Origin of the sequence: Aeromicrobium sp. (genome assembly GCF_036675695.1) — a bacterium.
GTDB lineage: Bacteria > Actinomycetota > Actinomycetes > Propionibacteriales > Nocardioidaceae > Aeromicrobium.
On the sequence record NZ_JAKFEL010000223.1, the window covers coordinates 1 to 18,140 of the forward strand.

The window sequence follows — 18,140 nt, forward strand, 5'->3', positions numbered from 1 at the left end:
CATTGCCTCCTACCGCGCACTGTTGCGCATCGTCGGGCCCGCCTACATCGTCGTAGCCTTCCTCGGGCGGATCCCGCTTGCCATGAGCCAGATCGGCACGCTGATCCTGGTCAGCACCGCGACTGACAGTTACGGCAAGGGCGGCGCCGCAGCGGGTGTGCTGGCCGTCGCCAACGCCATTGGGTCACCGCTCGCCGGAGCCTTGGCAGATCGGATCGGTCAACGCCCGGTTGTGCTTGTTCAGTCGCTCGCGGGTGCGTTGGGGCTGGCCGGGATCGTCGTGGTCACCAGCGACGACTTCGGGGCGATGCCGGCGATCCTCACCATGGCCGCGATCACCGGTTTCGCGATCCCGCAGGTCGGGCCGTTGGCGCGGGTACGGTGGCGGCCGATCACGTCCGACGAGGTCGATCAGCGCAGGTTGGTCGACGCGGCGTTCTCGTACGAGGGGTCAGCTGACGAGGCGTCCTTCGTTCTTGGGCCCGCCCTCATCGGCGTCCTGGCGATCCTCGCCGAACCGGCAGGCGCCATGCTCGTAGCCGCAGTCCTGCTCGGTGTCTTCGGTACCTGGTTTGCCCTGCATCCGACGTCTGATCTCGTGGCGCGACAGACGACTCATGGCGGTGGCGGGACGGGTGCGATGTGGACCATCGCATTCTTCGTGTTGGTCGTCGCCCAGTTCAGTATCGGAGTCATCTTCGGCAGTCTGCAGACCGGCAGCACCGTGCTGGCCGAGGCAGAAGGCCAAGCCGGACTGGTGGGCCTCATCCACGCCACGTTGGGCATAGGCAGTGTGATCGCCGGGCTTGCGATCACCGCGTTGCCGGAACGCATCCTGTATGCCACGCGCATGCTCGTCGCGGCCCTTGCCTTGCTGGCGCTGTCAGCCCCGCTGTTGCTCGTCGACTCGATTGCCTCGCTGATCGCAGTGATTGCGTTGCTCGGCTTTGCGGTTGCGCCGTACATGATCAGTAACTTCGCGCTGGCCGGGATCCTTGTGCCACTGCACCGGGTTGGTACGGCGATGACGTTGCTCGCTGGAGCGACCGGGATCGGCTACGCCGCAGGTGCCTCGATCGCCGGCCGACTCGCGGACGACCACGGGCACACGGCCGCGTTTGCCGTGACGATCAGCGCTGCAGGGCTCGCGGTGCTGCTGGCCGTCACGGCCAACCGCGCTTTGCGCAACGCGATACCGGTCAACGTCTAGAGCTCGGCGAGCGGAGTGACCTCGATGTCGAGCGCCTCTCCAACGGGGCCGTTGACGAGCTTGCCCTCGTGGGTGCTGAGGCCACCTGCCAGCGCGGCGTCGTCGGTGACGGCCTGCTTCCAACCCTTGTCGGCGAGCGCGACCGCGTACGGAAGCGTCACGTTCGTCAGCGCATACGTCGAGGTGTGCGGCACGGCACCAGGCATGTTGGCCACGCAGTAGAAGACCGAGTCGTGAACCTTGAACGTCGGATCGTCGTGCGTTGTCGCGCGCGAGCTCTCGAAGCAGCCACCCTGGTCGATCGCGATGTCGACGAGAACCGAGCCGGGGCGCATCGTCGCAACGAGGTCGTCGCTGACGAGGGTCGGAGCCTTGGCTCCGGGCACGAGGACGGCACCGATCACGAGGTCGGCCTCGCGTACGGCCTTCTCGATCGCGTACGAGTTGGAGGTCACCGTGGTGACGGAGCCACCGAACTGCGCGTCGACCTGACGCAGGCGCGCGACGTTGAGATCGAGGATCTCGACGCGAGCACCCATGCCGCGCGCGACCTGCGCGGCGTTGACGCCCGAGACGCCCGCACCGATGACGACGACACTGGCCGGGTGAACGCCGGGGACGCCGCCGGGGAGCACGCCGCGGCCGCCGCCTCGACGCATCAAGTGATAGAAGCCGACCTGCGGAGCGAGCTTGCCGGCGACTTCTGACATCGGAGCGAGCAACGGCAGCGAGCCATCGGCGAGCTGCACCGTCTCGTACGCGATGGACGTCGTGCCCGACGAGAGCAGTGCGTCGGTGCACTCCCGACTGGCCGCAAGGTGGAGGTAGGTGAAGAGCGTCTGGCCCTTGCGCATCCGCCCGTACTCCTCGGCGATGGGCTCCTTGACCTTGAGCACCAGCTCAGCGGTCTCCCACACTTCGTCGGCGGTGGCGAGGATCTTCGCGCCGGCAGCGACGAACTCGTCATCGGTGATCGAAGATCCGACACCGGCGTCCTTCTCGATGACCACGTCGTGGCCGCGGCGGGTGAGCTCGTGCACACCGGCCGGGGTGATCGCGACGCGGAACTCGTTGTTCTTGATCTCGCGGGGTACTCCGACCAACATGGTTGCTCCTCAGGACGATTCGTTACTCCTATCGTGAAGGAACTGCGGTTTGATGTACAACTCACCGAAGAAGATTCACTAGACTAGGCATTGACACGTGATTCGTACGCATTCAGCCGACCAGGGGGAGCGCATGCCGAAGGATGTTCGAGAGCTCGATGAGCTTGACTTTCGAATCGTTGAAGCGCTGCGTGCGGAGGGCCGCCTGGCCAACAACGCCTTGGCCGAAAAGGTTGGCGTTGCAGCCTCTACCTGTCTCGTCCGATTGCGCAGTCTGATCGACCGCGGAGTCATTGCCGGTTTCCATGCCGAGGTCGATCCAGCGTGGTTCGGCCGCCCGATCCAGGCGATGATCGCGGTACGCCTGCGGGCCGACGCCAGAGGATCGATCAACGAGTTCTCCGACCGGCTCGCAGCAATGCCCGAGGTCCTCAACGTCTACTTCCTCGCCGGCGCCGACGACTTCCACGTACACGTCGCTGCTCGCGATTCCGAGGACCTTCGGGCGTTCGTCGTCGACCAGCTCAGCGCCGCACCCGAAGTCGCCTTGACGGAGACCAACCTGATCTTCCAGCACAAGCGCGGCCAGCTCGCCGACTAGGACGCGTGTGCCGCCAGCCGCTGCTCCAGCGTGTCGCGGGCTGCGGGCCATTCCTCGTCGATCATCGAGTAGAGGACGGTGTCGCGCCAAGATCCATCGCGCCGGACGATGTGCTTGCGCAACACGCCTTCGCGTACGCCTCCGATGCGTTCCACGGCTGCCTGCGATCGCTCGTTCTTGATGTCCACGTGCCACACGACACGAGCGCACCCGAGCTCGTCGAAGGCCCGGCGCAGGAGCACCAGCTTGGCCTCGGTGTTGATGCCGGTGCGCCAGAACCGTCGCCCCAGCCAGGTTGCGCCGATGGCCACGGTTCGTCGTGCCGGATCGATGTCGTAGTACGTCGTCAGTCCTGCGACCTCGTTGCTGCGCTGGTCGATCTGCGCCCAGGAGAGTGTGTTGGCCCGCGAGAGGTAGAGGTCGATCAGCTGCTCAGCCTTGGCGAGCGTGGTTGGCCGGTGAAACAGCTGCCAGGTGAAGACCTCGTCATCGTCGGACGCGGCGAGCAGCCCTTCGGCGTGATGCATCTGCAGCGGTTCGAGCCGGACATGGTCCCCAATGAGATTGGGCGTCTCGACCCACCGGCTCATGTCGCTCAACTTAGATCACCATCTCGTTGGTTGAGTAGCGAGGAACGAGCGTATCGAAACCGCGTACGCCGAAATGCTCGAGCAAGCCTTGCGATCTCACGGGGTTCGATACGTCGGGCCCCCTACTCGCTGGGCTCGTGGGAGGTACCCCCAGCGGGCGGACTCCTACTCAACCAGCGAGATTGGTCTAAACCGGGCGGGGGTTCTTGGCGTGCGGATCGCGTACGGCGTTGAGCTCGCGCAGGAAGTTGGCAGCCCAGAGATCGATGTCGTTTTCCATGACCTGACGGCGCATCGCTTTCATACGGCGGGCGTTCTCGCGCGGATCGGCGTTGATCGCCGCCAACAGCATCTGCTTCATGCCGTTGATGTCGTGCGGATTGACTTGATAGGCCGACTTGAGCTCGGACGCGGCACCTGCGAACTCACTCAGCACCAGCGCACCCTTCTCGTCGTAGCGGCAGGCGACGTACTCCTTGGCGACAAGGTTCATGCCGTCGCGCAAGGGCGTGACGACCATGACGTCAGCCGCGCGGTAGAGCGCTGCCATCTCCTCGCGTGGATAGGACGCGTGCAGGTAGGTGACAGGTTGCTGGCCGATGCGGCCGACGTCGCCATTGATGCGACCGACGAGGCGGTTGATGTCGTCGCGCAACAGGATGTACTGGCCGACGCGTTCGCGTGAGGGCGTTGCAACCTGGATGAAGACCGCGTCGTCGACATCCAGTGCGCCGTCTGCGATGAGCTCGCCGAACGCGCGGAGGCGCTGACGCAGGCCCTTGGTGTAGTCGAGTCGGTCGATGCCCAGGAGCACCGTCTTGGGATTGCCGAGGCTCTCGCGGATCTCTGCAGCTCGCGCGATGACGGCGGGCGTACGGGCGAGCTCCTCGAAGCCAGCAGCGTCGATCGAGATGGGATAGGCCTGCGCCAGCACGGTGCGACCGTCGGGCAGATAGACGGTGTCGCGGTGGGTCTTGTGCCCAACACGCTGGCGCACCAGGCGGATGAAGTTCTGCGCTGCGCCGGGCATCTGAAAGCCGACGAGGTCGGCACCGAGCAGTCCTTCGAGGATCTGCCGACGCCACGGGAGCTGCTGGAACAGCTCCGTCGGAGGGAATGGAATGTGCAGGAAGAAGCCGATCCGCAGATCAGGGCGCAGCTCGCGGAGCATCGACGGTACGAGCTGGAGCTGGTAGTCCTGCACCCAGACGACGGCATTCTTCTTGGCGATCTTGGCGGCCTTCTGGGCGAAGCGCTGATTGACCCGTACGTAGGCGTCCCACCACTCGCGGTGGAACTCCGGAGGCGCCACAACATCGTGATACAGCGGCCAGAGGGTCGCATTGGAGAAGCCCTCGTAGTACTCCTCGACCTCTTCCTCCGAAAGCGGAACGGGAACGAGGTTCATGCCATCGTGATGGAACGGTTTGAGCTTTTCACCGGCTGCGCCGTGCCAGCCGATCCATGCGCCCCCGTTGCGACGGATGACGGGCTCGAGGGCAGTGACCAGTCCGCCGGGCGACTTGCGCCACGTCGTCTCTCCATCGGGACCGGTGATCCGGTCCACGGGCAGGCGATTGGCGATAACCACGAACTCTGCGAGGCCAGACGCCATACGGGAACCCTATCGGTGTTGTGTCACCGCGGCGTTACGCCGAGCTGGCGCAAGATCTCGTCGAGCTGCTTCATGATTGCGAGTGACTCGTCCTGAGGCAGCAGCGCCGATTGGGTGAGGCCTTCGCGCAGGCAGTCGGCGACCTCAATGATCTCGTGCGAGTAGCCGCGGCCGATGACGTGCTCCTCGTACGTCTCCGTCTGGTCTCCGCGAGTGACCGAGAAGCCGGTCGGCTCGTGGAAGCGTGACGTCATCTCGACGAATCCGGCATCGCCTGCAATCGTCCCTCGGTTGTCGGACCAGGCGACCTGGTTCCACGCGATGTTGGCGACAGCACCGTTCGCGTACGTCAGAGTCGCCCCGGCATTGACGTCGATGCCCTGGTCGGAGAGCACTCCCGCGGCGACGATGCTGACGGGCTCGCCGAGCAGGAGGAACGCGAAGGTCAGTGGGTAGATGCCCATGTCGAGCAGTGCGCTGGCCCCAAGCTCTGGATCCCACATGCGGGTCTTTTCGGCCTCGGCCGCATAACCCAGCTCGGCGCGCACCTGGAGCGGTGTGCCGATGACTCCGTCCCTGATCATCTGCAGCATCCTGCGGATGTTGGGATTGGTGCGCGTCCACATGGCTTCGGCAAAGAACAGTCCGCGCGATCGTGCCTCGGCGATCATCGTCTCGGCATCCGCAGCGTTCATGGCCAGCGGCTTCTCGCACAGCACGTGCTTGCCGCCCTCCAGGCAGGTCATCACGTCATCGAGGTGGCGGCTGTGCGGGGTCGCGACGTAGATGACGTCGACCTCGGGGTCGGCGGCGAGCTCCTCGTATGAGCCGTGTGCGCGCGCGGCGCCGAACCGCTCGGCGAACTCGTTGGCTGCGTCGAGGCGCCGGGAGCCGACGGCCACCAGCTCGCTGCCTTCCACGAGTGCGAGGTCGGTGGCGAAATTCTCGGCTATGCGTCCCGTGGCAAGAATGCCCCAGCGGATGGTGCGCGGATTGATCGACATGACTTCACTATGTCAAATGACATCGGTGTGATTTGTGGACTAAGATGCACAGCATGAGCGCAGTGGAAAAGACCAGCCCGGCCAGCACAAGCGCTGCCGAGTCGCTGTCGGACCGCGACCGCGAGATCTTGGCGCTCGAGCGTCTCTGGTGGCAGTACGCCGGTGCCAAGGAGCAGGCGATCCGCGAGAAGTTCGACATGTCAGCGACCCGCTACTACCAGGTGCTCAACGCGCTGATCGACCGCGAGGACGCTCTCGCCTTTGATCCGCTGCTGGTCAAGCGCCTGCGTCGGCTCCGGGCCGGCCGGCAGCGCAGTCGATCTGCCCGGCGCCTGGGCATCGATCTCTGACGGTGCGTCCCATGGACCACCGCAGAACACCGAGCCGTAACGCGTACGTTCCATCCAGCTGGTTCATCGTCCTCACGATCGTCGCCGTGCTTGCTGCGGTCGGAGGATTGGGTTGGCTGCTCATCGGCGCTGACGACGGTTCCAACGACACGGCCACGCCTCCGAGCGCATCGGCCACCACGCCAGCACCCGAGCCGACTGAGACCACCGAGCCCACGCCGACCCCGACTGAGACCGAGCCGGAGCCTGAACCGACGGTCGCACGTGACACGCCAGTCTCGGTGCTCAACAACACCGGCACTGCCGGCGCCGCAGGTGCGTTCGCCACAAAGGTCGAGGACGCCGGTTGGACAGTTGGCGGAGTCGGCAACTGGCAAGGATCGATCGGGCAGAACACGGTCTACTACCCCGAAGGTCTCCGGGATCAGGCCGAGCAGCTGGCCGAGGACGTCGGAATCGATCGCGTCATGCCGCGTGTGGATCCCATGCGTGCCGACCGGCTGACGATCATCTTGTCCGGCCCGCAATGATGGTCAGGTGACCACCTTTCGCGAGGCTGTGGTCAACGATCCTGCAGGGACGCTTCTTGCACTCGACTTTGATGGGACGTTGGCGCACATTGTCGACGACCCGACCCAGGCGTACGCGCACGAACGTTCCGTGGCAGCCCTCGGGCGACTCGGCAGGGTGCTGGGGCAGGTCGCGATCATCACCGGCCGTCCAGTCGATCAGGCGCTTGAACTTGGAGGCTTCGACGGATTCGCCGGACTCGACCGCCTGATCATCCTCGGCCAGTACGGAGCTGAGCGATGGACAGCTGGCGATGGCGTGCCCGCACAGCTTGAGCGTCCCGAGGCGATTGCCCGACTGCTCGATCGGCTGCCAGGTTGGCTCGTCGAGCGCGGCGGCGACAACGTACGGCTGGAGGACAAAGGTCTCGCTGTGGCGATACACACCCGCGGTCTTGCCCCTGACCTGCTTGCCACGCTCGCCGGGCCGCTGTCCGAACTCGCGGCTGACCTAGATCTTGCCGTCGAACCGGGGCGTCAGGTCATCGAGCTGCGACTGCCGGGCGTCGACAAGGGGAGTGCTCTGAAGGGCCTGGTCGACGAGATGAATGCTCGGCATGTGATCTTCGCCGGAGACGACCTCGGAGACGTTCCTGCATTCGATGCAGTGGATGAGCTCCGGCGGTCTGGTCTGGACGGGCTCTTGATCTGCTCGGCGTCGACGGAGCAGGATGCGCTTGTGTCGCGCGCGGACGTCGTGCTGAACGGACCTGACGAGATCGCCATCTGGCTTGGAGAGCTGGCAGATGAGTTCTGAGCTGCTGCCCCACACCTTCTGGACACGGGTGCGCACGGTTCTCAACTGGATCAACCTGAGCACTCTGCTGGGATTCGTCATTGCGAGGATCGGCGGCGCCACGATCACTAGGCGGGGACGCGGTACGTACCTCGCGACCGGCTACCGCTTCAACTTCCCCGTCGCCAGTGCCTTCACGGTCGGCAGCGTCATCGCGAGCAAGAACGACCTCGAGTACTTCACAGACCGACCGGTGCTGCTCAAGCACGAGGACCGACACTGCACGCAGTACGCGTTCGTGTTCGGCGTCGTGATGCTGCCGTTCTACTTCTTGTCCGTTGGCATCTCGTACGCGATTGCCGGCGACCACTCGTCGTACAACCCCTTCGAACGACTCGCGAACCTGGCGGACGGCAACTACCCGCCGCCGAAGACTCGCTTCTCCCGCCGCGGGTAGCCGCTCACTGAGACGCCACATCTCAGGATTCGGACCGAGTGGACACATCGTGAGACGCGACCGTAGGCTCTAACCACTCATCAAGAGGGGTACAGGGACACGGCCCGACGACACCCCAGCAACCAGTCCAAGATGGACCAGGTGCTCAATCCGTCCCGGCGATCAGACCGGGAAAGATGACTGGAGGGCAAGTGAGCATCACCGCAGAAGCGAAGACCATCCGCGATGGAGCATTCGGCAACGCCGTCGAGCTGGTGTGCCGAGAGTGCAGCACCACCCGAGAGCTCGGCCCGCACTACGCGTGCCACGAATGTTTTGGTCCGCTAGAGATCAAGTACGACTTCCCGGCCATCACCCGCGAGCAGATCGAAGCCGGCCCCGCCAACATCTGGCGCTACAAGGCACTTCTCCCCGTACCCGACGACATCGAGCTCAGCCCCAACCTCGAGCCCGGCTACACGCGTCTGCTCAAGGCCAACAATCTCGCCGCCGAGCTCGGCCTCAAGAACCTCTGGGTCAAGGACGACAGCACCAACCCGACCAACTCCTTCAAGGACCGAGTCGTGGCGTGCGCACTGAGCGCAGCCCGAGAGTTCAACAGCAAGGTGTTCGCCTGCCCGTCGACCGGCAACCTCGCCAACGCCGTTGCTGCAGCCGGTGCGCGCGCGGGCATCAGGACCGTCGTCTTCATTCCCAGCAACCTTGAGACGCCCAAGGTCATCAACTCGGCCGTCTACACCGAGAACCTCGTCGCGGTCGACGGCAACTACGACGACGTCAACAAGCTGGCCAGCGAGATCGCCGGTGAAGAAGACGGCTGGGCGTTCGTCAACGTCAACGTCCGTCCGTTCTATGCCGAAGGCTCCAAGACTCTCGGCTACGAGATCGCCGAGCAGCTGGGCTGGCGCCTGCCTGACCAGATCGTCATTCCTGTTGCTTCCGGCTCGCAGCTCACCAAGGTGCACAAGGCATTCCAGGAGCTGATCAAGCTCGGCCTCGTCGAGGACAAGCCCTACAAAGTGTTCGGCGCCCAGGCGACCGGCTGCTCGCCTGTGTCGGAAGCGTTCCGAGAGGGCTGGGACGTCGTACGTCCGCAGAAGCCCGACACGATCGCCAAGTCGCTCGCGATCGGCAACCCGGCCGACGGCATCTACGTGCTCGACATCTGCCGCGAGACCGGCGGAGCAGTCGCTGACATCACCGATGACGAAGTGCGCGACGCGATCGTGCTGCTGGCCCGTACCGAGGGCATCTTCACGGAGACCGCCGGTGGCACCACGGTCGGCGTGCTCAAGAAGCTCGTCGAGACCGGCTTGCTCGACACCGAGCTCGAGACCGTCGTCATCAACACCGGACACGGACTCAAGACGCTCGACGCCGTCGCCGATCTTGTCCGCCCCGCCGCCACCATCGCGCCCACGTACGACGCCTTCGTCGCCGCCGGCATCGCGTGACCAACTAGCGCTTAAGACCATCAAGGAGCACCAGTGAGCATCAACGTACGAATCCCCACGATCCTGCGCACCTACACGGATGACCAGTCACAGGTCACCGCTGAGGGGGCGACGTTGACTGAAGTCATCGACTCGCTGGAGAGCAGCTTCCCCGGGATCAAGGCTCGTGTGGTCGACGAGGACGGCAAGCTTCGCCGCTTCGTCAACATCTACGTCGCCGAGGAAGACGTGCGCTTTGCCGATGGACTCGCCACGAAGACGCCTGACGGCGCGCAAGTTTCCATAATCCCCGCCGTGGCCGGGGGCGCCTGAGCCGTATAGGCTCTGCGCATGACGAGGCCTCGGCAGATAGGCCTCCGAAGCATCAGGTGGGAGTGGCGGCATGGTGCAGGGCACCGTCAAATGGTTCAACGCTGACAAGGGTTATGGCTTCATCGAGGTCGAGGGCCAGGACGACGTTTTCGTCCACTGGTCCAAGATCGCATCCGACGGCTACAAGACTCTCGAAGACGGCCAGAAGGTCGAGTTCGAGATCGTCGATGGGCCCAAGGGGCGAGAAGCCCACGAAGTCCTCGGACAGTAGCGTCCGCGCAAAAGCTCGGCCTGCGGGCCGGGCTTTTTCGCGCTCAGACACGGTCGCGTGACGTATGTGACACTTGCAATGTCACATAACCTGTGCGCATACTCTCGGTATGTTTCCTCATGCTTCCGAGCCCATCACCGCTCCCGTAGGCGGCGCCGAGCTGGGTCAGGTCATCGGCCTTTCCATCGCTGCCGGCCTCGTCACGCTGGTCCTGCTCGCCATTGCCTGGGCACACCGCACCCACCGCATCGACTGGTTCCAGAAGCTCGGTGACCGCCTCGGAGCTCGCCACGGCGAGCCCGGCTGGTCGACCATCCCGACGTTCTTCGTCGGCAGCTCGCTGATCGTCGCACTGCTCGGCTTCATGTGGGACGTCAGCCTCCACGCTGGCCGCGGCCGCGACGCCGGCCCCCTCGCCAACCCGGCCCACTACCTGATCCTCTACGGACTCTTCGCACTCTTCATCGCCGGCATGTCTGCCGTCGTGTTCCCCCGTGACGGTGAGAAGCCCGGCGTCGCCGCGGTCAAGATCACCCGCACCTGGTACGCCCCGGTCAGCGGCATCTTCATCGCCGCCTGCGGTCTGTACGCGCTCATCGGGTTCCCGCTCGATGACGTCTGGCACCGCCTGTTCGGCCAGGACGTGACGCTGTGGGGTCCGACGCACCTGATGCTGATCGGCGGCGCGGGACTCTCGACTGCCGGCATCATCCTGCTCCACCGTGAGGCAGAAGTCGCCATGGCGCAGAAGGGCAAGGCCCTCCCCACGTGGCTCTCCACGATTCTCGTCTCCGTCGCCTTCGGCTCGCTGCTGATCGGCCTGTCAGTGTTCCAGGGTGAGTTCGACTTCGGTATCGCCCAGTTCCGCATGGTGTTCGCACCGTTGATGATCGTCGCCGCGGCCGGCATCCCGCTGGTTGCCGCTCGCCTGTACGTCGGCCCCGGGGCCGCGATCGCCGCAGCCGTGTTCTTCCTGCTGATGCGCGGCATCGTGTCGTTCCTCGTCACCGACGTGATGGGCGAGGCGCACCACGTGTTCCCGCTCTACCTCGGCAGCGCGATCCTGATCGAGCTGCTCGCGTTCACGAAGCTCAAGGAGAAGCCGTTGTGGTTCGGCGCCGTTGGTGGCTTGCTCATCGGCACGGTCGGCCTCGGTATCGAGAAGTTCTGGAATGACCGCGTCTTCGCCTTCCCGTGGACGCAGGACATGTGGGCCGAGGGCCTCGCGATGGCCGTACCGGTTGCGATCGCATCCGGACTCTGCGGTGCGCTGTTCGCGCTCGGCCTCCAGGGCAAGCTGCCCGCCAAGAAGGTCGCGCGGACGATCATCGTCGGCTCCGTGCTCGTCACCGGCCTGGCCGTGGCCAACGGACTCAACGCCACCGTTCCCAAGAACGCTTCGGCCGACTTCACCCTCACCGAGGTTGGCACGCCTGACGATCGTGAGGTGACCGCCCAGGTCACGATCGACCCGTCCACGCTGGTAGACGAGGACCCGACCTGGGTCCAGATCACGGCCTGGCAGGGTGGCGGCATCGTTTCGGACCAGCTGCGCCGTACCGGTGAGAACACCTGGGAATCGACCAAGCCTGTGCCAGTGGGCGGAAACTGGAAGACGCTGTTGCGTGTCCAGGACGGCCGAATGCTCGCAGCCGTACCGATCTTCCTGCCTGCCGATGCGCCGTTGAACGCGGAGGAGCTCCCGGCTGAGGCCTCGTTCACCCGCGACTTCGTGCCGGAGATCGACATCCTGCAGCGCGAGCGGGAGGGTGACACGTCACCGGTCGTATGGGCCATCGCCAACGGAGTCGTGCTGTTCTGCAGCCTCGGCATCATCCTCGGCATCAGCATTGCGGTCTCGCGTGTCGCTCGAAAGATCGAGGAGCACGAGGCAGCGAACGACCGTACGCCTACGCTGACGTCATGACTCCAGCCGGCGCAGAGTGGGCTTCTTCGCCTGCCGGCGAGGTACTGCTGGCCCACCACGTCGCACTGCTGGCGATCCCCGCGATCATCCCAGCCGTCGTGGTGGTGGGAGTTGTGCTCTACATAGCCCGCAAGGACCGAGCGGACGAGCGCGAAGAGCGAGAGCTCATCGAGCGTGCCTTTGAGCCTGAACCTGAAGGGAACGAATGAAGATCCGTGCCGCTGCCGCCTTGTTGCTGGTTGTGGTCCTGGCCGGTTGCGGGAGTGAGAGCGAGCCTCCAAGCGAGGCCACTGGGACCCCTTCGGCAACCGAACCGACGCCCAGCGCGACGACTGAGGTGCCAAAAGGTGTGACTGTCGAGATCGAGTTCGTCAACGGCGAGGTCGTTCCCCGCGACGACAAGATCGACGTGAATGTCGGTGAGCCGGTCACCCTGCACGTCATCAGCGACGTCGCCGAAGAGATTCACGTCCATACTGATCCCGAGCACGAGTACGAAGTGGCTGCCGGTGACGACAAGACGTTCACCTTCACGATCAAGACGCCCGGTCAGGTCGCCGTCGAGGCGCACGAGCTCGGGGTGACGATCGTGGAGCTCGTCGCTCGGCCGTGATCCTTAGCTCTGGGCTGGCGCAGCACGGTATCGGTGGCGGTGCCACCGACCTGCCGATCCCGCTGATGTTTGCCATGGTCGGCGCCTCCTGGGCGCTCGCCCTGTCGTTTGCGATGCTCGTCGTCCAGTGGAAGCAGCCCCGCTTCACGACGCCGGACGTAGATCCGCAGGCGGGTGAGCCGCCCGCGCGACGCGCGTGGCTCGCAGTCCTCGGACTGGCGTTGACGGCGTGGTTCCTGCTTGCTCTGTTCGGCGGTCCCTCTGACGAGACCAACGCCGCTTTGGGGTGGCTCTACATCCTCACCTGGGTCGGTTTGGTGCCGCTCGCGCTGCTGTTCGGCCACGTCTGGCGCGACTTGTCGCCGTGGCGCACGATCCAGGGTTGGCTTGGAGAAGGGCGCCGTACGTATCCAGCGAAGCTCGGATATTGGCCAGCAGCGGCCAGCCTGATGGCGTTCGCCTGGCTTGAGCTGGCCTCGCCCGATCCCACTAATATCAGCTCGGTACGCATCTGGGTTGCCGGCTACATCGCGGCAATGCTGATCGGCGGATGGGTGTTCGGCGCGACGTGGTTCGACCGCGCCGATCCCTTCGACGTCTACAGCGCGGTCGTGTCCAAGTTGTCGCCGTTCGTACGCGAAGGCCGCTTCGCGTTGCACAACCCGCTACGTACGCTCCCGACTGTTCCGGTCGCGCCCGGACTCGTTGCAGTGCTCGCGACGCTGCTCGGATCTACCGCGTACGACAGCTTCTCCTCTTCCTCGTTCTGGCAGAGCAGGATGCCGACAGGCCTGGAGCGATCGGCAACGCTGGTGGGTTTCTGCGCTCTCGTCGGCATCCTCTTCACCCTGGCGACCTGCGCGAGTGGTGGTCTGACCCCCGAGCGGCGACGTCTCCTGCCGGGGCTGCTCGCTCACACGCTGGTGCCGATCGTCGTCGGGTACATCGCCGCCCACTACGCGACATATCTTCTCGAGAAGGGTCAGTCGGCGTTCCTTGCGATGCTGGATCCGCTGGGCCGCGGCTGGCAGCCGCTCGGGGATCCTGCAACGGCGTACTTCCTGTCGGAGCATGTCGATCTGCTCGCCTTCCTCAAGGTGGGCGCCGTCGTGACCGGCCACGTGCTCGCGGTGATCGCGGCTCACGATCGCGCGATCGCACTTCTTCCCAAGGCGCATCGTCTGTCCGGACAGCTTGCTCTGCTCGTGTTGATGGTCGCCTACACGTTCACCGGCTTGTTCCTGCTGTTTTCCGCGTGAGCTGTCAGCCTCCAGTCGTAGCGTGGCGTCATGGCGACCATCTACTTCACCGCGACAACGCTCGACGGCTTCCTTGCGACATCTGACAACTCCCTCTCGTGGCTGTTCGAGGTCCCTGGCGCAGATGATGCGGAGAGCTCGATCCCGGACTTCATGGCGGGCGTCGGACCGATGGCGATGGGCTCCACGACGTACGAATGGGTCGTCGATCATGAGTCGCTGCTCGACAACCCCGCCAGGTGGACTGAGTGGTACGGCGACAAGCCCACGTGGGTGTTCACCCATCGCGACCTCCCAGTCGTTGAAGGCGCCAATATCCAGTTCACCCAGGCACCGGTCGCCGCGGTGCACGCGGAGATGGTCGCCGCCGCGGGGGACAAGGACATCTGGCTGATGGGTGGCGGTGATCTGGTTGGCCAGTTCGCAGACGTTGGACTGCTCGACAAGATCATCGCGACCGTTGCCCCGGTGACGCTTGGTGCCGGGGCACCCCTGCTTCCGCGAGACATCCGGTCCGATCGACTGACGCTGGAGAGCGTGAAGCAGAGCGGCCAGTTCGCCGAGCTCGTGTACGCCGTCGGCGAACTACCCGCTACCTGATTGCGCACCATTGATTAGCACTCGTATGATGAGAGTGCTAGATACACAGGTCAGACCGATGAGGCTGTGCACCAAGGCGAGAAGGGTTCGCCAAACGTCGCTGCCGTCCGTCGCGGGCATCGCCTGACCCCCACGTGGACAACCATTCGGAGAAACGTACACATGGCAAAAACCATTGCTTTCAACGAGGAAGCCCGTCGCGGCCTCGAGCGCGGTATGAACCAGCTCGCTGACGCCGTCAAGGTCACCCTCGGTCCCAAGGGACGCAACGTCGTCCTGGAGAAGAAGTGGGGAGCCCCCACGATCACCAACGACGGTGTGAGCATCGCCAAGGAGATCGAGCTGGAGGACCCGTTCGAGAAGATCGGCGCCGAGCTCGTCAAGGAAGTCGCCAAGAAGACTGACGACGTCGCAGGCGACGGCACCACCACGGCAACCGTTCTCGCCCAGGCACTCGTACGCGAAGGTCTGCGCAACGTCGCAGCCGGCGCCAACCCGATGGGCCTCAAGAAGGGCATCGAGGCCGCTGTTGAAGCCATCAGCGCCCAGCTGCTCGGTATGGCCAAGGATGTCGAGACCAAGGAGCAGATCGCTGCCACCGCCTCGATCTCCGCTGCGGACACCACGGTCGGCGAGATCATCGCCGAGGCCATGGACAAGGTCGGCAAGGAAGGCGTCATCACGGTCGAGGAGTCCAACACGTTTGGCATCGACCTGGAGCTGACCGAGGGCATGCGCTTCGACAAGGGTCACCTGTCGGGCTACTTCGTGACGGACCCCGAGCGTATGGAGACTGTGCTCGAGGACCCGTACGTCCTCATCTACAACGGCAAGATCAGCACGGTCAAGGACATGGTCCCGATCCTCGAGAAGGTCATGGCGTCGGGCAAGCCCCTCGTCATCATCGCCGAGGACGTCGAGGGCGAGGCTCTCGCGACCCTGATCGTCAACAAGATGCGTGGCACGTTCAAGTCGGTTGCCATCAAGGCTCCCGGCTTCGGTGACCGTCGCAAGGCCATGCTGGCCGACATCGCCATCCTCACGGGTGGAGAGGTCATCAGCGAGGAAGTCGGACTCAAGCTTGAGACCGCCGACCTGACGCTGCTCGGCACGGCTCGCAAGGTCGTCACGACCAAGGACGAGACCACGATCGTCGAAGGCGCCGGTTCCGAGGAGCAGATCCAGGGCCGCGTTGCGCAGATCAAGTCAGAGATCGAGAACAGCGACTCCGACTACGACAAGGAGAAGCTCCAGGAGCGTCTCGCCAAGCTGGCCGGCGGCGTCGCCGTCATCAAGGTCGGCGCGGCAACCGAGGTCGAGCTCAAGGAGCGCAAGCACCGCATTGAGGACGCCGTCCGCAACGCGAAGGCTGCTGTCGAAGAGGGCATCGTCGCCGGTGGTGGCGTCGCACTCGTACAGGCAACTGCCGCTGTGTTCGAGAAGCTCACCCTCGAGGGTGACGAAGCGACTGGCGCCAACATCGTGCGCGTCGCCGCTTCGGCTCCGCTCAAGCAGATCGCGATCAACGCGGGTCTCGAAGGTGGAGTTGTCGCCGAGAAGGTTGCCGGACTCAAGCAGGGCCACGGACTCAACGCGGCCACTGGTGAGTACGTCGACATGATCAAGGCCGGCATCATCGATCCCGCCAAGGTCACCCGTTCGGCGCTGCAGAACGCAGCCTCGATCGCCGCACTGTTCCTCACCACGGAGGCAGTTGTCGCCGACAAGCCGGAGCCTGCTCCGGCTGGCGGTGGCGCCCCCGACATGGGCGACATGGGCGGTATGGGGTTCTAGGAACTCAGCAAATCAGCCAAAAGGCCCTCACTCCGGTGAGGGCCTTTTGCTGTGCCCGGATCTCGTGGTCTGCGATGATTCGGCGGTGAAGATGACCCGTGGCGAGTTGATGACCGCCGGACACCGCGGTCGTCTCCGCGCGGCCGGCGTCGAAGCTGAGTCGCTCGACGCCACCGAATGGCGTGTAGTGACAGACCCGCTCCCCGAGTGGTGGCACGAGGACGGCAACGTGCTCTACTTCGCGGAGGGAGCCGACCTCGCCAGCGAGATCATCGAGACACTCACGATGATTCCCGTCCGCAACGTGCTGATCGCCATCGGCTCAGAGATGCACTTGTTCAGATCCCTCTTGATCGGAGGGGACGATGCCATTGTCTTCATCGATCAGAACGTGAAGCTGACGGCGGGGGAGGTGTATTGCGGCGCGGAATCAACCGTGGTGCTCCACGGACCCGTCACGGCTACCCGTTGCGCCATCATCGACGCGCGCAATGGTGGCAGCATCGTGGCCGGCCCAGATCAGTTGTGGGCGGCCAATGTCTACGTCGCAACCGACGACATGCATCGCCTCGAGGACCGCACAACAGGAGAGCGCATCAATCCGTTCGGGGCGCATATCCGTATCGGGAGTCACGTCTGGCTGGGTCGGGACGCGGTGATCACCGGACACTCTGACGTCGGCGACGGCGTGGTGGTCGCCCAGCTCAGCATGGTCCGCGGGCAAAAGATTGCCAACTACGCTGCGGTGGCTGGCATTCCGGCGCGGGTTGTCCGAGAGAACGTTGGCTGGACTGAGGCTGACACGCCCTAAGGCGCCCCGATGTGCGTGCGTACGTCGAGGAGCTCAGGGAAAAACGTGAGCTCGAGAGCTTTCTGGAGGAAGTTCACCCCAGATGAACCGCCGGTCCCGCGTTTGAAGCCGATGATCCGCTCAACGGTCTTGAGATGGCGGAAGCGCCACAGCTGGAAGCTGCCCTCGACATCGACGAGTTCCTCACTCATCTCGTACGCGTCCCAGTAGGTGTCGGGGGAGTCGTAGATACGTCGCAGCACCTCGATGACGCCGGGATCGGCGGCGTACGGCTGCGTCACGTCCCGCTCGAGCACGTGTTGCGGCACAGCATGGCCGCGTCGGGCCAGGAATCGCAGGAACTCGTCGTACAGGCTGGGTGCCTCAAGGTCCGCCTGCAGCGCCGAGCGCAATGACTCGTCGTGCTCGAAGACCTTGATCATCTGCGGGTTCTTGTTGCCGAGGAGGAACTCGACCGTGCGGTACTGCGGTGACTGAAAGCCCGACGCCTTGCCGAGCTTGTCGCGGAACTGCGCGTATTCGATCGGTGTCAGTGTCTCGAGAACGGCCCACTGCTCGAACATCTGTCGCTGGATCGCCTTGACCCGTGCGAGGCGCTTGAGTGCAGGAGGCAGGTCGTCTGCTGCGATCAGGGCGATGGCCGAGCGCAGCTCATGGATCAGCTGCTTGAGCCACAGCTCGGTGACCTGGTGCTGGATCACGAACAGCATCTCGTCGTGGTGGTCGGACACCGGCTGCTGTGCGGAGAGCAGAGTCGGGAGCTGCAAATAGCTCGCATACGTCATCTCGCCGCGCAGGTCGGTCGCGACCCCGTCCTCGATAGGTCTGAATCCCTCGGTCATCCACTCAAGGTATGTGACC

At 64.5% G+C, this 18,140-nt stretch carries 21 protein-coding genes and 1 riboswitch; of the genes, 16 read left to right on the forward strand and 5 right to left on the reverse strand.

Annotated features, from left to right (window positions below; translation table 11 throughout):
• On the forward strand, nt 1-1,210 hold a 1,210-nt coding region (locus tag V6M39_RS14255; protein ID WP_332644477.1), incomplete at its 5' end, for an MFS transporter.
• Here V6M39_RS14255 and ald read toward each other — a convergent pair.
• The gene (ald, locus tag V6M39_RS14260; protein ID WP_332644478.1) at nt 1,207-2,316 is read right to left on the reverse strand and encodes an alanine dehydrogenase; all 1,110 of its coding nucleotides are present in this window, start codon (nt 2,314-2,316) and stop codon (nt 1,207-1,209) included. The two genes, V6M39_RS14255 and ald, sit on opposite strands and share 4 nt — an antisense overlap.
• Nucleotides 2,317-2,449: 133 nt before the next feature.
• Between ald and V6M39_RS14265 the strand changes: the two genes are divergently transcribed.
• Complete coding sequence (locus V6M39_RS14265; RefSeq protein ID WP_332644479.1) at nt 2,450-2,917, forward strand: Lrp/AsnC family transcriptional regulator; 468 nt, start codon at nt 2,450-2,452, stop codon at nt 2,915-2,917.
• Here V6M39_RS14265 and V6M39_RS14270 read toward each other — a convergent pair.
• The 3 genes from V6M39_RS14270 to V6M39_RS14280 all read right to left on the reverse strand — a co-directional run bounded on the left by V6M39_RS14270 (nt 2,914) and on the right by V6M39_RS14280 (nt 6,126).
• Complete coding sequence (locus V6M39_RS14270; protein ID WP_332644480.1) at nt 2,914-3,507, reverse strand: GNAT family N-acetyltransferase; 594 nt, start codon at nt 3,505-3,507, stop codon at nt 2,914-2,916. The genes V6M39_RS14265 and V6M39_RS14270 overlap by 4 nt on opposite strands.
• Before the next feature lie 187 nt (nt 3,508-3,694).
• Nucleotides 3,695-5,122 carry an alpha,alpha-trehalose-phosphate synthase (UDP-forming) gene (locus V6M39_RS14275; protein ID WP_332644481.1) on the reverse strand — a complete coding sequence of 476 codons (1,428 nt, stop codon included), beginning with the start codon at nt 5,120-5,122 and terminating at the stop codon, nt 3,695-3,697.
• A 23-nt stretch (nt 5,123-5,145) separates the two neighbouring features.
• Complete coding sequence (locus V6M39_RS14280; RefSeq protein ID WP_332644482.1) at nt 5,146-6,126, reverse strand: Gfo/Idh/MocA family protein; 981 nt, start codon at nt 6,124-6,126, stop codon at nt 5,146-5,148.
• A 53-nt stretch (nt 6,127-6,179) separates the two neighbouring features.
• On the opposite strand from V6M39_RS14280, the gene V6M39_RS14285 reads away from it, so the two are divergent.
• The 14 genes from V6M39_RS14285 to V6M39_RS14350 all read left to right on the forward strand — a co-directional run bounded on the left by V6M39_RS14285 (nt 6,180) and on the right by V6M39_RS14350 (nt 17,279).
• A complete protein-coding gene (locus V6M39_RS14285) occupies nt 6,180-6,476 on the forward strand; it encodes a DUF3263 domain-containing protein (RefSeq protein WP_332644483.1) in 297 nt (98 codons plus the stop codon).
• Nucleotides 6,477-6,487: 11 nt separating this feature from the next.
• A complete protein-coding gene (locus tag V6M39_RS14290; protein ID WP_332644484.1) occupies nt 6,488-7,006 on the forward strand; it encodes a LytR C-terminal domain-containing protein in 519 nt (172 codons plus the stop codon).
• Nucleotides 7,007-7,013: 7 nt separating this feature from the next.
• Complete coding sequence (gene otsB / locus V6M39_RS14295) at nt 7,014-7,802, forward strand: trehalose-phosphatase (RefSeq protein WP_332644485.1); 789 nt, start codon at nt 7,014-7,016, stop codon at nt 7,800-7,802.
• Entirely contained in the window at nt 7,792-8,238 is a 447-nt protein-coding gene (locus V6M39_RS14300; RefSeq protein WP_332644486.1) for a hypothetical protein, read from the forward strand. Before otsB ends, V6M39_RS14300 begins: the two co-directional genes overlap by 11 nt.
• A gap of 74 nt (nt 8,239-8,312) precedes the next feature.
• Nucleotides 8,313-8,421: riboswitch (SAM riboswitch) on the forward strand.
• The gene (gene thrC / locus V6M39_RS14305; protein WP_332644487.1) at nt 8,415-9,692 is read left to right on the forward strand and encodes a threonine synthase; all 1,278 of its coding nucleotides are present in this window, start codon (nt 8,415-8,417) and stop codon (nt 9,690-9,692) included. (Overlaps the previous riboswitch by 7 nt.)
• A 33-nt stretch (nt 9,693-9,725) precedes the next feature.
• Nucleotides 9,726-10,004, forward strand: coding sequence for a ubiquitin-like small modifier protein 1 (locus V6M39_RS14310; RefSeq protein ID WP_332644488.1), 279 nt, complete (start codon nt 9,726-9,728; stop codon nt 10,002-10,004).
• A gap of 70 nt (nt 10,005-10,074) precedes the next feature.
• On the forward strand, nt 10,075-10,275 hold the full coding sequence (locus V6M39_RS14315) for a cold-shock protein (protein WP_309967103.1): 201 nt from the start codon (nt 10,075-10,077) through the stop codon (nt 10,273-10,275).
• Nucleotides 10,276-10,384: 109 nt separating this feature from the next.
• On the forward strand, nt 10,385-12,202 hold the full coding sequence (locus tag V6M39_RS14320) for a hypothetical protein (RefSeq protein WP_332644489.1): 1,818 nt from the start codon (nt 10,385-10,387) through the stop codon (nt 12,200-12,202).
• The gene (locus V6M39_RS14325) at nt 12,199-12,411 is read left to right on the forward strand and encodes a hypothetical protein (RefSeq protein WP_332644490.1); all 213 of its coding nucleotides are present in this window, start codon (nt 12,199-12,201) and stop codon (nt 12,409-12,411) included. The genes V6M39_RS14320 and V6M39_RS14325 overlap by 4 nt, the downstream gene beginning before the upstream one ends.
• A gap of 140 nt (nt 12,412-12,551) precedes the next feature.
• Complete coding sequence (locus V6M39_RS14330; protein ID WP_332644491.1) at nt 12,552-12,815, forward strand: hypothetical protein; 264 nt, start codon at nt 12,552-12,554, stop codon at nt 12,813-12,815.
• Nucleotides 12,812-14,074 carry a hypothetical protein gene (locus V6M39_RS14335; protein WP_332644492.1) on the forward strand — a complete coding sequence of 421 codons (1,263 nt, stop codon included), beginning with the start codon at nt 12,812-12,814 and terminating at the stop codon, nt 14,072-14,074. The genes V6M39_RS14330 and V6M39_RS14335 overlap by 4 nt, the downstream gene beginning before the upstream one ends.
• Nucleotides 14,075-14,104: 30 nt before the next feature.
• Nucleotides 14,105-14,674, forward strand: coding sequence for a dihydrofolate reductase family protein (locus tag V6M39_RS14340; RefSeq protein WP_332644493.1), 570 nt, complete (start codon nt 14,105-14,107; stop codon nt 14,672-14,674).
• 162 nt (nt 14,675-14,836) lie between these two features.
• Nucleotides 14,837-16,468, forward strand: coding sequence for a chaperonin GroEL (gene groL, locus V6M39_RS14345; RefSeq protein ID WP_332644494.1), 1,632 nt, complete (start codon nt 14,837-14,839; stop codon nt 16,466-16,468).
• A 91-nt stretch (nt 16,469-16,559) separates the two neighbouring features.
• The gene (locus V6M39_RS14350; protein ID WP_332644506.1) at nt 16,560-17,279 is read left to right on the forward strand and encodes an acyltransferase; all 720 of its coding nucleotides are present in this window, start codon (nt 16,560-16,562) and stop codon (nt 17,277-17,279) included.
• Here the strand turns inward: V6M39_RS14350 and kynA are convergent.
• The gene (kynA, locus tag V6M39_RS14355) at nt 17,276-18,121 is read right to left on the reverse strand and encodes a tryptophan 2,3-dioxygenase (protein WP_332644495.1); all 846 of its coding nucleotides are present in this window, start codon (nt 18,119-18,121) and stop codon (nt 17,276-17,278) included. The genes V6M39_RS14350 and kynA overlap by 4 nt on opposite strands.
• Between the last annotated feature and the right edge of the window lie 19 nt (nt 18,122-18,140).

Coding starts and splice junctions, on each gene's coding strand:
- ald (WP_332644478.1), bottom strand. CDS start 2,316: ATGTTGGTCGGAGTACCCCGCGAGATCAAGAACAACGAGTTCCGCGTC.
- V6M39_RS14265 (WP_332644479.1), top strand. CDS start 2,450: ATGCCGAAGGATGTTCGAGAGCTCGATGAGCTTGACTTTCGAATCGTT.
- V6M39_RS14270 (WP_332644480.1), bottom strand. CDS start 3,507: ATGAGCCGGTGGGTCGAGACGCCCAATCTCATTGGGGACCATGTCCGG.
- V6M39_RS14275 (WP_332644481.1), bottom strand. CDS start 5,122: ATGGCGTCTGGCCTCGCAGAGTTCGTGGTTATCGCCAATCGCCTGCCC.
- V6M39_RS14280 (WP_332644482.1), bottom strand. CDS start 6,126: ATGTCGATCAATCCGCGCACCATCCGCTGGGGCATTCTTGCCACGGGA.
- V6M39_RS14285 (WP_332644483.1), top strand. CDS start 6,180: ATGAGCGCAGTGGAAAAGACCAGCCCGGCCAGCACAAGCGCTGCCGAG.
- V6M39_RS14290 (WP_332644484.1), top strand. CDS start 6,488: ATGGACCACCGCAGAACACCGAGCCGTAACGCGTACGTTCCATCCAGC.
- V6M39_RS14300 (WP_332644486.1), top strand. CDS start 7,792: ATGAGTTCTGAGCTGCTGCCCCACACCTTCTGGACACGGGTGCGCACG.
- thrC (WP_332644487.1), top strand. CDS start 8,415: ATGACTGGAGGGCAAGTGAGCATCACCGCAGAAGCGAAGACCATCCGC.
- V6M39_RS14315 (WP_309967103.1), top strand. CDS start 10,075: ATGGTGCAGGGCACCGTCAAATGGTTCAACGCTGACAAGGGTTATGGC.
- V6M39_RS14320 (WP_332644489.1), top strand. CDS start 10,385: ATGTTTCCTCATGCTTCCGAGCCCATCACCGCTCCCGTAGGCGGCGCC.
- V6M39_RS14325 (WP_332644490.1), top strand. CDS start 12,199: ATGACTCCAGCCGGCGCAGAGTGGGCTTCTTCGCCTGCCGGCGAGGTA.
- V6M39_RS14340 (WP_332644493.1), top strand. CDS start 14,105: ATGGCGACCATCTACTTCACCGCGACAACGCTCGACGGCTTCCTTGCG.
- groL (WP_332644494.1), top strand. CDS start 14,837: ATGGCAAAAACCATTGCTTTCAACGAGGAAGCCCGTCGCGGCCTCGAG.
- V6M39_RS14350 (WP_332644506.1), top strand. CDS start 16,560: ATGACCCGTGGCGAGTTGATGACCGCCGGACACCGCGGTCGTCTCCGC.
- kynA (WP_332644495.1), bottom strand. CDS start 18,121: ATGACCGAGGGATTCAGACCTATCGAGGACGGGGTCGCGACCGACCTG.